Source organism: Streptomyces sp. NPDC126503 (genome assembly GCF_040302405.1).
Taxonomy (GTDB): domain Bacteria; phylum Actinomycetota; class Actinomycetes; order Streptomycetales; family Streptomycetaceae; genus Streptomyces; species Streptomyces gulbargensis.
The window spans coordinates 106,566-120,484 of record NZ_JBEORS010000002.1; the positions used below are offsets into that span (position 1 = coordinate 106,566).

Annotated in this window: 11 protein-coding genes and 1 tRNA gene; 6 read left to right on the plus strand and 6 right to left on the minus strand. The window is 71.4% G+C overall.

The annotated features are described in order from the left end of the window. Positions 1-13: 13 nt before the first annotated feature. The 5 genes from ABTY40_RS03280 to ABTY40_RS03300 all read right to left on the minus strand — a co-directional run bounded on the left by ABTY40_RS03280 (position 14) and on the right by ABTY40_RS03300 (position 5,874). The gene (locus ABTY40_RS03280; protein ID WP_352057924.1) at positions 14-1,480 is read right to left on the minus strand and encodes a peptidoglycan D,D-transpeptidase FtsI family protein; all 1,467 of its coding nucleotides are present in this window, start codon (positions 1,478-1,480) and stop codon (positions 14-16) included. Next, positions 1,477-2,898 (minus strand): FtsW/RodA/SpoVE family cell cycle protein, encoded by a 1,422-nt coding sequence (locus tag ABTY40_RS03285; protein ID WP_352057925.1) that lies wholly within the window; start codon positions 2,896-2,898, stop codon positions 1,477-1,479. Before ABTY40_RS03285 ends, ABTY40_RS03280 begins: the two co-directional genes overlap by 4 nt. A gap of 26 nt (positions 2,899-2,924) precedes the next feature. Further along, on the minus strand, positions 2,925-4,424 hold the full coding sequence (locus tag ABTY40_RS03290) for a Stp1/IreP family PP2C-type Ser/Thr phosphatase (RefSeq protein ID WP_352057926.1): 1,500 nt from the start codon (positions 4,422-4,424) through the stop codon (positions 2,925-2,927). Positions 4,425-4,520: 96 nt separating this feature from the next. Continuing rightward, positions 4,521-5,042, minus strand: a complete 522-nt coding sequence (locus ABTY40_RS03295) for an FHA domain-containing protein FhaB/FipA (RefSeq protein WP_352057927.1) — start codon at positions 5,040-5,042, stop codon at positions 4,521-4,523. Positions 5,043-5,052: 10 nt separating this feature from the next. Then, positions 5,053-5,874: an FHA domain-containing protein gene (locus ABTY40_RS03300; protein WP_345280315.1), complete on the minus strand. Its 822-nt coding sequence runs from the start codon at positions 5,872-5,874 to the stop codon at positions 5,053-5,055. A gap of 697 nt (positions 5,875-6,571) precedes the next feature. On the opposite strand from ABTY40_RS03300, the gene ABTY40_RS03305 reads away from it, so the two are divergent. From ABTY40_RS03305 to ABTY40_RS03315, 3 genes are all read left to right on the plus strand, one after another. Beyond that, positions 6,572-6,658: transfer RNA gene (locus ABTY40_RS03305), tRNA-Leu, on the plus strand. Positions 6,659-6,882: 224 nt separating this feature from the next. Beyond that, entirely contained in the window at positions 6,883-8,661 is a 1,779-nt protein-coding gene (locus ABTY40_RS03310) for a sensor histidine kinase (protein ID WP_352057928.1), read from the plus strand. Between the two features lie 37 nt (positions 8,662-8,698). Continuing rightward, positions 8,699-9,358 (plus strand): response regulator, encoded by a 660-nt coding sequence (locus ABTY40_RS03315; RefSeq protein ID WP_309051737.1) that lies wholly within the window; start codon positions 8,699-8,701, stop codon positions 9,356-9,358. Between the two features lie 94 nt (positions 9,359-9,452). Here the strand turns inward: ABTY40_RS03315 and ABTY40_RS03320 are convergent, their stop codons facing one another. Next, a complete protein-coding gene (locus ABTY40_RS03320; protein ID WP_352057929.1) occupies positions 9,453-9,926 on the minus strand; it encodes a MarR family winged helix-turn-helix transcriptional regulator in 474 nt (157 codons plus the stop codon). 99 nt (positions 9,927-10,025) lie between these two features. Here ABTY40_RS03320 and ABTY40_RS03325 point away from each other — a divergent pair, with 99 nt between their 5' ends. The 3 genes from ABTY40_RS03325 (at position 10,026) to ABTY40_RS03335 (ending at position 13,913) form a co-directional block, all read left to right on the plus strand. Further along, the gene (locus ABTY40_RS03325) at positions 10,026-11,144 is read left to right on the plus strand and encodes an ABC-2 transporter permease (protein ID WP_502990477.1); all 1,119 of its coding nucleotides are present in this window, start codon (positions 10,026-10,028) and stop codon (positions 11,142-11,144) included. A 136-nt stretch (positions 11,145-11,280) separates the two neighbouring features. Then, positions 11,281-12,729 carry a DUF2252 domain-containing protein gene (locus ABTY40_RS03330; protein ID WP_352057931.1) on the plus strand — a complete coding sequence of 483 codons (1,449 nt, stop codon included), beginning with the start codon at positions 11,281-11,283 and terminating at the stop codon, positions 12,727-12,729. 347 nt (positions 12,730-13,076) lie between these two features. Beyond that, positions 13,077-13,913 (plus strand): hypothetical protein, encoded by an 837-nt coding sequence (locus tag ABTY40_RS03335; RefSeq protein ID WP_502990492.1) that lies wholly within the window; start codon positions 13,077-13,079, stop codon positions 13,911-13,913. Positions 13,914-13,919 lie beyond the last annotated feature (6 nt).

Consider the following 13,919-nt stretch of genomic DNA (forward strand, 5'->3'; position numbering starts at 1 on the left):
GTCCCTACCAGGCTCAGCCCTGGCCCTTCAGGACCGCCTTCATGACGTTCCTGGCGATGGGGGCGGCCAGGCCGCCACCGCTGATGTCCTCGCGGGAGACACCGGCCGCGTCCTCGACGATCACGGCGACCGCGACCGGGGAGCCCTGGTCGGTCTTGGCGTAGGAGATGAACCAGGCGTAGGGGCGCTTGGCGTTGTTCTCGCCGTGCTGGGCCGTACCGGTCTTGCCGCCGACCTTGACGCCGTCCATCTTCACGTCGGCGCGGCCGCCGGTGCCATTGGTGACGACGTTCTCCATCATCTGCTGGAGGAGCTGGGCGTTCTCCGGCGAGACGGGCTGGCTCATCTCCTCCGGTTCGTTCTTCTTGAGGACGTCCAGGTTCGGGGCGCGCAGCTCGTCGATCATGTACGGCTTCATGAGCTTGCCGTCGTTGGCGATCGCGGCCGTGACCATGGCCATCTGGAGGGGGGTGGTCGCGGTGTTGAACTGGCCGATGGCCGCCTGGGCGTTACCGCCTCGCTCCGCCGCCTTGTCGAAAACGGAGGCCGCCGAACGGACCGGGACGAACTGTTCGGCGTTGAAGCCGAACTTCTCCGCCATCTCGTTCATCTTCTTGACGCCGATCTCGTCACCGAGCTTGGCGAAGACGGAGTTGCAGGAGATCTCCAGCGCTCGGTTCAGGCTGGCGTTCGCGCAGCCCTGGGCATGATTCTTCATCGGAATCGTGCTGAGTGGGATCTTCCAGCCCTCGGGGGTGTCCGTCGCCTTGTTGATGTCGGTGATGTTGCCGTTCTCCAGCGCGGCGGCGGCGGTGACGACCTTGAAGACGGAGCCGGGCGGGTAGATCTCGCGCAGTGCGCGGTTCTGCATCGGCTTCCGCTTGTCGTCGCGGAGCGCCACCCACGCCTTCTCGTCCTTGCGGGAGTAACCGGCGAAGGTCGAGGGGTCGTACGACGGGGTGGAAGCCAGGGCCAGGATCTTGCCGGTCTTCGGCTCGATGGCGACGACGGCACCGGTCTTGTCGCCGAGTCCCTCGTAGGCGGCCTTCTGCGCGGCGCCGCTGAGAGTGGTGACGACGTCACCGCCCTTCTTCTGCTCACCGGTGAACATGGCGAGCGTGCGGTCGAAGAACAGCCGGTCGTCGTTGCCGGTGAGGATGCCGTCCTCGATCTTCTCGATCTGGTTGGCGTCGTAGGCCTGCGAGGCGTACCCGGTGACGGGCGCCCACATGGGGCCGTCGACGTAGGTCCGCTTGAACTTGTAGTACTCGTCCTTGGAGTCGACCGAGCCGGTGATCGGCTTGCCGTCCACGATGATGTTGCCGCGCGGGTTCGCGTACCGCTCGATCTGGACGCGCTTGTTCGTGGCGTGGGTGCTCAGCTCGTCGGCGCGGACGTACTGGAGCCAGTTGTCGCGCAGCAGCAGGGCGAGGACGAGCAGGCCGCAGAAGACCGCGACCCGGCGCAGTGGCTTGTTCACGGGCGGACCACCTGGGTCATCTCGGCGTCGGGGTTCGGGGCGGGTGCGGGCGCCGGGCGGCGCGCGGTGTCGCTGATCCGGATGAGGATGCCGATCAGCGCCCAGTTGGCGATCACGGAGGAACCGCCGTACGCGAGGAAGGGCATCGTCATACCGGTGAGCGGGATGAGGCCCATCACACCGCCGGCGACGACGAAGATCTGCAGCGCGAAGGCGCCGGAGAGGCCCATCGCGAGCAGCTTGCCGAAGGGGTCGCGAGCGGCGAGGGCCGTGCGGACGCCCCGCTCGATGATCAGCCCGTAGAAGAGGATGAAGACCATGACACCGGTCAGTCCGAGCTCCTCGCCGACGGTGGCGAAGATGAAGTCGGAGTTGGCGGCGAAGCCGATGAGGTCGGAGTTGCCCTGGCCGAGGCCGGTGCCGAGGATGCCGCCGGAGCCGAAGGACATGAGGACTTCGGTCATCTGGTCACAGGCGGGGACCTTCTCCGCGCAGGAGAAGGGGTCGGCCCAGGCGTCGACACGGTCCTTGACATGACCCGCGAACGAGGCCACACCGACAGCGCCGGCCACCGACATGAGCAGACCCATGACGATCCAGCTGGTCCGCTCCGTCGCCACGTACAGCATGATCACGAACATGCCGAAGAACAGCAGCGAGGTGCCGAGGTCGTTCTCGAAGATCAGGATGAGAAGACTGACCGCCCAGATGGTCAGGATGGGCCCGAGGTCGCGGCCACGGGGCAGGTAGAGCCCCATGAAGCGGCGGCTGGCGAGCGCGAGCGCGTCCCTCTTCACCATCAAATAGCCGGAGAAGAAGATCGCCAGGACAATCTTGGCGAACTCACCCGGCTGGATGGAGAAGCCGCCGACGTTGATCCAGATCTTGGCGCCGTAGACCGCCGAACCGAGGCCCGGGACCAGCGGCAGCAGGAGCAGAACGAGAGCCGCCACCATGGAGATGTACGTGTAGCGCTGGAGGACCCGGTGGTCCTTCAGGAGCAGCAGCATGCCCACGAACATGGCCACGCCGATCGCCGAGTACATCATCTGCTTCGGGGCGTCCGGGCTGAAGCTGTCGTACAGCCGCATCGACGTCGCGATCAACCGCGGCGACTGGTCCAGGCGCCAGATCAGCACCAGACCCATGCCGTTGAGCAGGATCGCCAGCGGCAGCAGCAGCGGGTCGGAGTACGGCGCCCACTTGCGCACCACGAGGTGGGCGACGCCCGCGAGGAGGGTGAGGCCGAGCCCGTACCCGAGCATGCCCGCGGGGACCTTGCCGTCGATGGCGAGGCCCACGTTCAGGTAGGCGAAGACCGGGATGGCGACGGCGAAGCCGAGGAGCGCCAGCTCGGTGTTCCGGCGGCTCGGTGCTTCGATCGCCCCGATGGTGGTCGTGTTGGTGACAACGCTCATGGTGGTGAAAGGCCCCCTACGGGTGCTTACTGCTTGCCGCAGTTCGAGGCCAGCTTCTGCTCCTCGGCGGTGAGGGTGGGACCCGGGGAGGGAGCGGCTGTGGTGGGCTTGGGTTCGGGCGTGGCGGTGCCTTCGGGGGTGGTGCCCTCGGTCGCCGGCGGCTTGCTCGCCCGGTCGGCGGCCTTCTCGGCGGCCTGGCGGCGCTGCTCGGCCTTCTTGCAGGCCGTCGCCTGGAGCGCCAGCTCGGCGATCTTCGTCTCGGCCTTGCCGAGGCTGCCGCCCGCGATCGTGTCCTCGACCTGCTTCCGCTGGTAGGCGGGGAGGTACTTGAGTTCGATCTCGGGGTGGTCCTTCTCCACCTCCGACAGCGAGACCCAGGCCAGATCCTGGCTGATGCCCCGGTACAGCGCGACGTGCTGGTCCTTGGAGCCCACGTAGTACTGGGTCTGCGTCCAGCGCCAGCCGCCGTAGACGCCGCCGCCGAGGACGGCGAGGGCGAGGACGAGGAGGAAGGAGCGCTTCAGCCACTTGCGGCCGGTGCGCGGCTTCACGAAGTCGTCGTCGGTGTACGACTCGAAGGAGCCCCGCGGGGGCATGCCGCCGTAGCCGTGGTCGTCGCCGCTTCCGGGCGGGCCGAAGCCGCCGGCCGGCGGCTGGTGGTGCGGGGCGGGGCGGCCGAGCCCGGAGGCGCGGCCGGCCGGGGTCTGCATGGCGCCGCCGTCGCTCAGCTGCGCCTGGTTCTCGGCGACCGCGCCCACCACGACCGGCGTGTCGCTGAGGTGGCCGGCGAGGGTGTCTCCACCGTCGACGTCGAGGACGTCGGCGACGATCACCGTGATGTTGTCCGGGCCGCCGCCGCGCAGCGCGAGCTGGATCAGCTCCTGCACGGTCTCCTGCGGGCCCTGGTAGCTGGCGAGGGTGTCCTCGAGCGTCTGGTGCGAGACCACGCCGGACAGGCCGTCGGAGCAGATCAGGTAGCGGTCGCCGGCGCGGACCTCGCGGATGGAGAGGTCGGGCTCGACGTGGTCACCGCTGCCCAGGGCGCGCATCAGCAGCGAACGCTGCGGGTGCGTGGTGGCCTCTTCCTCGGTGATGCGGCCCTCGTCGACGAGTCGCTGCACCCACGTGTGGTCCTGCGTGATCTGGGTGAGGATGCCGTCGCGCAGCAGGTAGGCGCGCGAGTCACCGACGTGGACGAGACCGAGGCGCTGGCCCGTCCACAGCAGGGCGGTGAGCGTGGTGCCCATGCCCTCCAGCTGCGGGTCCTCCTCGACCATCATCCGCAGCTGGTCGTTGGCGCGCTGCACCGCCGTACCGAGCGAGGTGAGGATGTCGGAGCCGGGGATGTCGTCGTCGAGGGTGACGAGGGTGGAGATCACCTCGGAGGAGGCGACCTCACCGGCGGCCTGGCCGCCCATGCCGTCGGCGATCGCGAGCAGCCGCGGACCGGCGTAACCGGAGTCCTCGTTGCCCTCGCGGATCATGCCCTTGTGCGAGCCCGCGGCGAAACGCAGGGACAGACTCATGCCCACCTGCCCTGTCGACGCTGCATCGGGGTAAGGCCGGTCTCGACCCACACTGCCCACCCTCCGGTCGCTCCGGTCAGCTCGCTCATTGTCGTACTACTTCCGCAGCTCGATGACGGTCTTGCCGATGCGGATCGGCGCGCCCAGCGGAATCGGTGTGGGAGTGGTGAGGCGGGTCCGGTCGAGGTAGGTGCCGTTCGTGGACCCGAGGTCCTCGACGATCCACTGGCCGTCCCGGTCCGGGTAGATCCTGGCGTGCCGGCTGGACGCGTAGTCGTCGTCCAGCACGATCGTCGAATCGTGGGCCCGGCCCAGGGTGATCGTCTGCCCCTGGAGCGCGACGGTGGTACCGGTGAGGGTGCCCTCGGAGACGACCAGCTTCGTCGGGGCGCCACGGCGCTGCCGGCCGCCCCCGCTCTGCTGGCCGCGCTGCTGCGGCGGCGCGGCGGCCGCCTGGCGCCCGGCCTGCTGCGGCCGGGCCTCCTGGCGGCGCGAACCCCGCTGGGTGACGCGCGTACCGAAGAGGTCGCTACGGATGACCTGGACGGCCACGATGACGAACAGCCACAGAACGGCCAGGAAACCCAACCGCATGACCGTCAGGGTCAGCTCTGACATTGCCCCCGCTTCACCCTTCGGCTTGCCGGTAAACGATGGTGGTGCTGCCCACGACGATCCGCGAGCCGTCGCGGAGCGTAGCGCGGGTGGTGTGCTGCCCGTCCACCACGATGCCGTTGGTGGATCCGAGATCCTGGATCGTCGAGGGCGTTCCGGTCCGGATCTCGCAGTGCCGGCGGGAGACGCCGGGATCGTCGATCCTCACGTCCGCGTCGGTGCTGCGGCCGAGGACCAGGGTCGGGCGGGAAATCTGGTGGCGCGTGCCGTTGATCTCGATCCAGCGGCGCACCTGGCCGCCCGCGCCGGGGCCCGGCCCGGGCGTGCCGGGGCCGCCCGCAGGGCGGGCGGGGGCGCCGGGAGGCGGAGTGGCGGGCATGGGCGGGGCGCCGGCCGGGGGGTACCCGTAGCCGCCGCGGCCCTGCTGGGGGCCGGCGGCGGGCGGCTGCGGCTGTGACGTGCTCGACGCGAGCGTACGGCTGCGCACCCGGTAGAGACCGGTGTCGAGGTCGTCGGCCTTCTCCAGGTGGACCTTGATCGGGCCCATGAAGGTGTACCGCTGCTGCTTGGCGTAGTCCCTGACCAGGCCGGCGAGCTCGTCACCGAGCTGGCCCGAGTACGGGCTGAGGCGCTCGTAGTCCGGCGCGCTCAGCTCCACGATGAAGTCGTTGGGGACGACGGTCCGCTCGCGGTTCCAGATCGTCGCGTTGTTGTCGCACTCGCGCTGGAGCGCGCCGGCGATCTCGACGGGCTGGACCTCGGACTTGAAGACCTTGGCGAAGGTGCCGTTGACCAGACCTTCGAGACGCTGCTCGAAACGCTTCAGGACTCCCATGGGGCACCTCCTCCGTCGTTGTCGTCCTGGTACTGCTTACTGATCGTATCCACGCGTCGGGAAATCGGCTGGTTCCCCTTCTCTGCCCTGTGGACGAGTGTCACCTCTCACAGACCTTTCCCCCGGATCGTAGAGGTGGCCTGTGGACAGTGTCCCGCACCCCGCTGTGGGACAAGAGGGGGCGGAGGGTGCGGACCCTCACAGGTCGCCCCCGTCTTCCTCCCGCTTCCGCGTTGCGCGTGGCCGTTCGCCTCCTCGTGCCGCCTGCGGGCCCGCCTCCCCGGCTGCCCGGCCGTTCGTGATCTTCCCGTTCGTGGCGTCCCGCCGCGGGTTCCTGTCCGTCGCTTCCCGCCGGTGTCCCGGCCCGCCGCGCGTCGCTCCCGCTCGGCGTACCGCGTCCCGGCCGTCTCCCCCTCGTCGTCCGGTCGTCGTCGCCGCGGGCCTTTCCGGCGGGTGCTCCGCGGCGTTCCTGGTGCTCCCTCCCCGGGGCCGGCTCCCCCGCCCCGCGCCTCCCCCCGGTGCCTTCCCCCTTCGCCCTCCTCCACTACCGATCGCTCGGCCGCTCCTCACTCTGTCCTTGTTCTCCCCGAGCGGGAGCGAAACAAGGGATGTGAATCCACGGTCACCGACGTGCTAATCTTCAGATGTCGCCAGGCGCTCCCACCGAAAAGGTGAGAGGGCAGGGAGATCACCCAATGCGCGGGTGGCGGAATAGGCAGACGCGCTGGATTCAGGTTCCAGTGCCCGAAAGGGCGTGGGGGTTCAACTCCCCCCTCGCGCACCAGACGGAAGCCCCGTAGGTCATCGACCTACGGGGCTTCCGCGTTGTCCGGGGCGTGTGACTCTTCCCACTGCGGCCGCCTGTGGTTCTCTCCCGCCGTCTCCCGCGGACTGTTGCGACCTTCGGCGGCCGGTGGATCGGCTGCCCGCCGGATCACGACCTTCGTCGTGGGTGATCGAGACGAAAGTTGGGCGCTCGTGGCCCCGCCCGCTGCCTAGGGTGCGAGCGTGGACGCAAAGGTGAAGTCGGGTACGGGGGGCGCGATCGGAGCCAGGATCGCGGCCTGGTGGAACTGGTTCGCGCTGCCCGGGCAGTGGTCGCGCCGCAGGACCGTCGGCGAGCTGGCGCTCGCCCTCGTCGTGGCGCTGCTCGCCGCCGGCTCCGAGGAGCTGATGGGCGGTGAGGGATGGCGCCTCGTGCTGAACGCGCTGGCCGCCGCCGTGCTCTGTCTGGTGCGGCGGAGATTCCCGGCGAGCGTGCTCGTGATCACGTCCGCGCTCGCACCCTTCCTCCTCGGCCTGTGGGCCCTCCTGATGGTCGTCGGCTGGTCGTCCGGCCGGTTCATCATCGGTATCGGGCGCGCGCTGAACGCCTTCCTCGCCGGCTTCGTGCTCAACGTCGCCGGCACTCTCCTGGAGACCTGGGACCAGCAGCGGCTGCTCACCGTGGCCTTCATGTCGACCCTCTACTACCTGGCGACCGCCCTGGGGCCGGGGCTCGCCCACCGGTACTGGACGCAACGGCGGACCCTGCTGCACGCGCTGCAGGACCGGAACGCCCAGCTGCTGCGCGAGCGGACGATGATCGCCTGGCACGCGCGGCTGCGCGAGCGGCAGCGGATCGCCCAGGACATGCACGACAGCCTCGGACACCAGCTGGCCCTGATCGCCGTGCACACCGGCGCCCTGGAGGTGGACCGGGAGCTGGGCGAGCGGCAGCGCGAGGTGGTCGGCGTCCTGAGAACCGCCTCGGTGACGGCGATGCGCGAGCTGCGCGAGGTCGTCGGGATACTCCGTGACGGTGTCGCGGCGGAGGACGTCGCCGCCGGGACCGCCCCCGGTCGCGCGGGGGACGAGACGGGGAAGGCGGCCCGCGGGATCGCCGGCATAGCGGGGCTCGTGGAGGCGGCCAAGGCCGCCGGGACCTCCGTGGAACTGCGCCGGGTCGGCGACGAGCGGCCGCTGGCGCCGGCCGCCGACCACGCCGCGTACAGGATCGTCCAGGAGGCGCTGACCAACGCCTACAAGTACGCGCCGGGGGCGCCGATCGGGGTCGAGCTCCGCTACGAGCCGGACACCTTCGTCGTGGAGGTCTTCAACGAGGAGCCGGTGGGCGGTCCGCCGCGGGACGTGGTGAGCGGCGGGCAGGGGCTCACCGGTCTCGCCGAGCGGGCCCGCCTGGTCGGCGGCATGTGCCACGCGGGTCCGGCCGACGGCGGAGGCTTCCGGGTGGCCGGGATGCTGCCCTACGGCGCGGCGCCGGTCGGTGAGGCAGCACCTTTGGTCGACGCGGAGGACGACTTCCGGCAGCAGTCGCCGCGGCCCCTGGTCGGCGATGGTCGTGCCGTCGCGGTCGGAGAGGCCGACTGGACGGTCACGGAACGGGAGCTGGCCATGGCGTTGCGCGGGGGCAGGAGCAGAGGCGGCGGGATCGCGCTCGGGTGCGGGATAGCGGTCGCGGCACTCGTCGTCCTGCTGGTGGCGGCCGGGTTCGGCCTCTACTTCCTGATGGGCTCGATGAAGGAGGGCATGATCGAGCCGAAGCAGTACGAGGCGGTGCGGGTCGGCATGGCGGAGAAGGACGTCCGCGGGCAGCTGCCTTCGGGCGACACCATAGCCACGCTCGGCCTGGAGAAGGGCGGCCCGGAGCGGCCCGCCGGGGCCGGCTGCCTGGTGCTGCTGTCCACGGAGACGGGGGACTCGTTCGACGAGGAGCCGGTTTTCCGGTTCTGCTTCAAGGACGGCAAGCTGATCGAGAAGAAGTCGTACGTGGTCACGCAGCGGTAGCGCTGCTCCGCCCGTACGGGAGCGGTGGGGAGTGGCAGTGGCAGGGCAGCCCATCAGGGTCGTGATCGCCGACGACGAGCCGCTGATCAGGGCGGGGATCCGGATGATCCTCATCTCCGATCCCGGTATCCGGGTCGTGGCGGAGGCGGCGAACGGCCGCGAGGCGGTCGAGCAGGCCAGAGCGCACGCGGCCGACGTCGTACTGCTGGACATCCAGATGCCGGTGCTCGACGGCCTGTCCGCCTTGCCGGAGCTGCGCAGAGCGGTTCCGGCGGCGCGGGTGATCGTCCTGACGACCTTCGGCGAGCGGGAGAACGTGCTGCGGGCCCTGGAGCACGGGGGCGCCGGGTTCCTGCTGAAGGACACCGCACCGGCGGAGTTGATCGGCGCCGTCCGGGCCGCGGCGGCGGGGGACGCCTACCTCTCCCCGGCGGCGACGCGGCACGTGGTGGAGCGGCTCGCCACCAGCCGGGAATCGGCGCGCGCGGAGGAGGCACGCCGGAGGGTGGCCGCGCTCAGCGAGAAGGAACGCGAGGTGCTCGCCCTGCTCGGCGAGGGCCTGTCCAACGCGGACGCGGGAAAGCGGCTGCACATGAGCGAGGGCACCGTGAAGACGTACGTGAGCCGCATCCTCGCCAAGCTGGACTGCGAGAACCGCGTCCGCGCGGCCCTGCTCGCGCGGGACGCGGGGCTCTGACGGGCGCGGCGGAGGCCGGACCACCGTGCCGTGGCTCCTCGGTCGCGACGCGGGTCGCGACCGGGGCGGCGCCGTTCGGTCACGGTCCCGTGGGTCAGGCCGAGGGGGCGCCGGGGAGATCGGCCGTCCCGGCGGCGTTGTACCGAAGGAGGTACGCGGCGAACCGGTCCAGGTCCTCGGCCGACCAGTCCGCCAGGCGTTCCTGGTAGGCGGCGCGGCGGTTCGCCTGGGCCGTGGCGAGGACCTCGCTGCCCGCTTCGGTGGGATGCAGGACCTGGACGCGGTGGTCGTCGGGGGCCGGGCGGCGTTCGACCAGGCCGAGCTTCTCCAGGCCGGCCAGCTGGCGGCTGACCGTGGACTTGTCCAGGAGGTAGTGGGCCGCGAGGTCCGTGGCACGGCAGCCGCGGCGCTCCTCGATGTGGGCGAGGAGGGTGTACGAGACCAGGGGGATCTCGGGGTGGACGCGGGCCGCGGCGGCGCGGGCCCGGCGCGCGAAGGCCGTCAGTTCGCGCTGGATGACGTCCACGGACGCGTCGCGTGCGTCCCGCGTGCCGTCGTCACCGCTCATGATGCGCTCCCTCGCCGTTCCGGGCGTTCGCCTTCTCCGGAGTTTCAGTTGTATAGTACAACGGTTCGTTAGTTGTAAAAGCCAACCATGGAGGTCTCGGTGACCGCAGGACCGAACACCACCACCGGCGCGTTGCGGCATGTCCTCGGACATCTGCTCACCCCTCTGCTGATGTGCCTCGGCATGGGCCTCGCCTACCTCGGCGCCTTCCACGCCCCCCAGCCTCACGCACTGCGGGTCGACGTGGTCGGCTCCGGCCCCAGCGCCCAGGTCCTCGCGCAGTCGCTCCACGACAAGGGGGCCGGCGCCCTCGACGTCCGTACCGTCGCCGACCGGGCGACCGCCGTCACCGACCTCCGGCAGCAGGACAGCTTCGGCGCCTACCTCCCCGGCCCGCACCCGGAACTCCTCGTGGCGTCGGCGTCCTCCGACACCAGCGCCATGGCCGTCGAGAAGGTCTTCACCAAGGTCGCCGCCGGCCAGGACGCCCCGCTCAAGGTCACCGACGTGGCGCCCGTCGCCTCCGGCGACCCCACCGGGCAGGGCGTCTTCTTCCTCCTCGTCGCGCTCAGCATCGGCGCCTACGCCTCCGTCGCCGTCATCGGCGGGGCCGGAGCCGTCCTCCCCCTGAAGATCCGGGCCACCCTCGCCGCCGTGACGTCCCTGGTCGTCAGCCTCATCGGCACCCTCTTCGCCGGCCCCGTCTTCCACCTCGTCGACCACGGGCTCGGCGGAGTCTGGGCGATGTCCTGGCTGTACGCGGCGGGCATCCTGTTCGTCGGCGTCGGCCTGCACACCTTCCTGCGCCGCTGGACCACCCTCGGCGTGATGGTCCTCTTCGTGATGCTCAACTTCACGAGCTCCGGAGGCATCTACCGGCCCGAGCTCCAGCCCGGCTTCTTCGCCTCCCTGCACGCCTTCTGGAACGGTGCCGGCTTCATCGAAGGCGTCCGCAGCCACGTCTACTTCGACGGACACGCCCTCGGCGGGCACGTTCTCGTCCTCGTCCTGTGGCTCCTCGCCGGTGTCGTGCTCCTCGCCCTCGCCGGCCTCGCCGAAGCCCGCCGCAGGAACACTGTCGCGGCCCCCGCCGCCGGACCGGAAGGGCCCGCCGAGAACCGGGCGGCGGCCCCGGAGAAGGCGCCGGCGGGCACCTCGGCTCAGGACCGGGACGCGGCCGAGGCCGAGGAGGAGATGGAGGAGGCCGTGGCCGTCTGACCGTCGCCCACGGCGGACGGACGAGTTGTCCACAGGGCGTTGTCCACAGGGGAAGACGGCCGATCGGATCCGGCGGTACGGTCGGCCCGAACGATGGTGGACATCGTGACGCACATCGCAACGGGGGAGGACGTCCATGGACGACATCACGGCCGTCGTGCCGGAACCGCGTGGGACGGGTGAGCACCGAGTGCCGCACGTGCCGGGCTTCGCCCGCCGCGCGGACGTCGACTGCGGCCACTCCCCCAAGGACCGGGGCAAGCAGCTCCGCGCCCGCGTCCCGCGCTCCGCGCACCGGCAGCTGACACGCGCGGCCGACCGCCCCGACGCCGTCCGGGCCGTCGAGGAGTCCAGCCGGGGCCGGGTGCCGGAACTGGCACCGATCCGGGTCGGCAGGATGGCTGCGAGCCCCTTCGCCTTCCTCCGCGGATCCGCCGGCCTGATGGCCCACGACCTCGCCGGATCACCCGTCACCGGCATAGCCGCCCAGATATGCGGCGACGCGCACGCGGCCAACTTCGGCCTCTACGGCGACGCCCGCGGCCGTCTCGTCATGGACCTCAACGACTTCGACGAGACCGTCGTCGGCCCCTGGGAATGGGACCTGAAGCGGCTCGCCACCTCCCTGGTCCTCGCCGGCCGCGAGGTGGGAGCGGACGAGGACACCTGCCGGGCCGCCGCCTTCGACACCGTCGGCGCGTACCGGCGCACCATGCGCCTCCTCGCCCGGCTGCCCGCCCTCGACGCCTGGAACGCCATCGCCGACGAGGAACTCGTCTCCCACACCGACGCCCGCGACCTCCTCGGCACCCTGGAGCGGGTCTCCCTGAAGGCCCGCAACAACACCAGCGCCCGATTCGCCGCCCGCGCCACCGAGGCCGTCGGATGCGAAGAAGGCGGCGGCCGAAGGTTCGTGGACGCCCCGCCGGTGCTCCGCAGGGTCCCCGACGCCGAAGCGGCGCTCGTCGCCGCCTCCCTCGGCCCCTACCTGGAGACCCTCTCGGAGGACCGCAGACCGCTGCTCGCGCGGTACGCGGTCCACGACGTCGCCTTCCGGGTCGTCGGCACCGGCAGCGTCGGCACCCGCTCCTACGTGGTGCTGCTGCTCGACCACCGGGGTGAAGCCCTGGTCCTCCAGGTCAAGGAGGCCCGGCCGTCGGCCCTTCTGCCGCACCTGCCGGCCGCCGGCTTCACGGTCACGGAAACCGGCCACGAGGGGCGACGGGTCGTCCTCGGGCAGAAGCGCATGCAGGTCGTCAGCGACATGCTGCTCGGCTGGACCACGGTCGAGGGACGGCCCTACCAGGTGCGGCAGTTCCGCAACCGCAAGGGCAGCGTCGACCCCGCCGCCCTCACCGCCGACCAGCTCGACGACTACGGGCGCATGACCGGGGCCCTGCTCGCCCGCGCGCACGCCCACAGCGCCGACCCGCGCCTCATAGCCGGCTACTGCGGCAAGAACGAGGAACTGGACGAGGCCGTCACCGCCTTCGCCGTCGCCTACGCGGACCGCACCACGGCCGACCACGCCGACCTGGTCACCGCCGTCACCAGCGGCCGCATAGCCGCCGAACGCGGCGTCTGACACCCGGGGCACGCCCCGGCACCGGAGCGGACCAGGGGGCGTCGCGGCAGCACCCGGTGAGCGGGTACGCCACAGGTCCGGCCGGTGCGCCGCCCGCGCTCCGCCGGCACGTCCCGGCCGGCACATCAGAGCGGCGCGCGCCACGGCCGGGGCAGGATGGACCGGCGCGCCGGGAGCGGGACTCGGCGCGGCGACGCCGAGCCGCGCCGCGCCGGGAGCGGGACTCGGCGCGGCGACGCCGAGCCGCGCCCGAACGGGGCCAGGGGGGAGGGGAGGGGGAGGGAGGGGGGAGGGCCCCCGGAGGACCGTAGGCTGGAGGGGTGACGAGCCGGAGCGAGGACGTGGACGTGGACCAGGCCGAGGACGCCGGCGCGAGCGCGGGCACGGGCACGGGTGGTGGGCCGGGGGCCGAGCGGCCCGAGGCGCGCCTGGAGAACGCCGTGCGGGTGGCCGAGCAGGCCCTCATCGAGTTCGAGATCGCCGTCGAGACGTTCCGTATCGAGGTGGACAACTTCTCGCGGCTTCACCACCAGCGGCTCGGCCCCATGTACGCGCGGCTCGACGAGCTGGACGCGCAGATCGCCGAAGCCCGCGCCGCCCGCACCGGTGATCCGGAGGACGTGCGGCGGGCCCAGGAGGCCCGGGCCGCGGTCATGCCGATGCCCGGCGTGGAGGAACTCTTCAACGACTGGCTCGACTCCGACGGGCTCACCCCCGAGGCCGCGGCGATGCTCACCGACCGGCCCGTGCAGCCCCCGAAGCGCGTACGGCCCACCGAGGAGGCCCGCAAGCTGTATCGCGAGCTGGCCCGCAAGGCCCACCCGGACCTCGCTCGCGAGGAGGACGAACGCAAGCGCCGCGAGGAGTTCATCACCCGCGTGAACGCCGCCTACGCCCGCGGTGACGAGGCCCTGCTCCGGGAACTCTCCGCCGAGTGGGAGGCAGGGCCCGTGCCCGCCGCCGACCGGCTCAGCGAGAGCGAGGAGCTGTACGCGCGCCTGGAATGGCTCGCGCAGCGCAAGGACCTGCTGTCCGCGGTCGCCCGGGAACTGGAGGAGAGCGCCATCGGCGCGATGCTCCGCATGGCGCCCGACGACCCGGACCGGCTTCTGGAAGAGATCGCCGAGCAGCTTCTCGCCCAGGTCGCCGAGCGTGAGGCCGAGCTGTCGGCGCTGGTGCAGTAGGTTTTC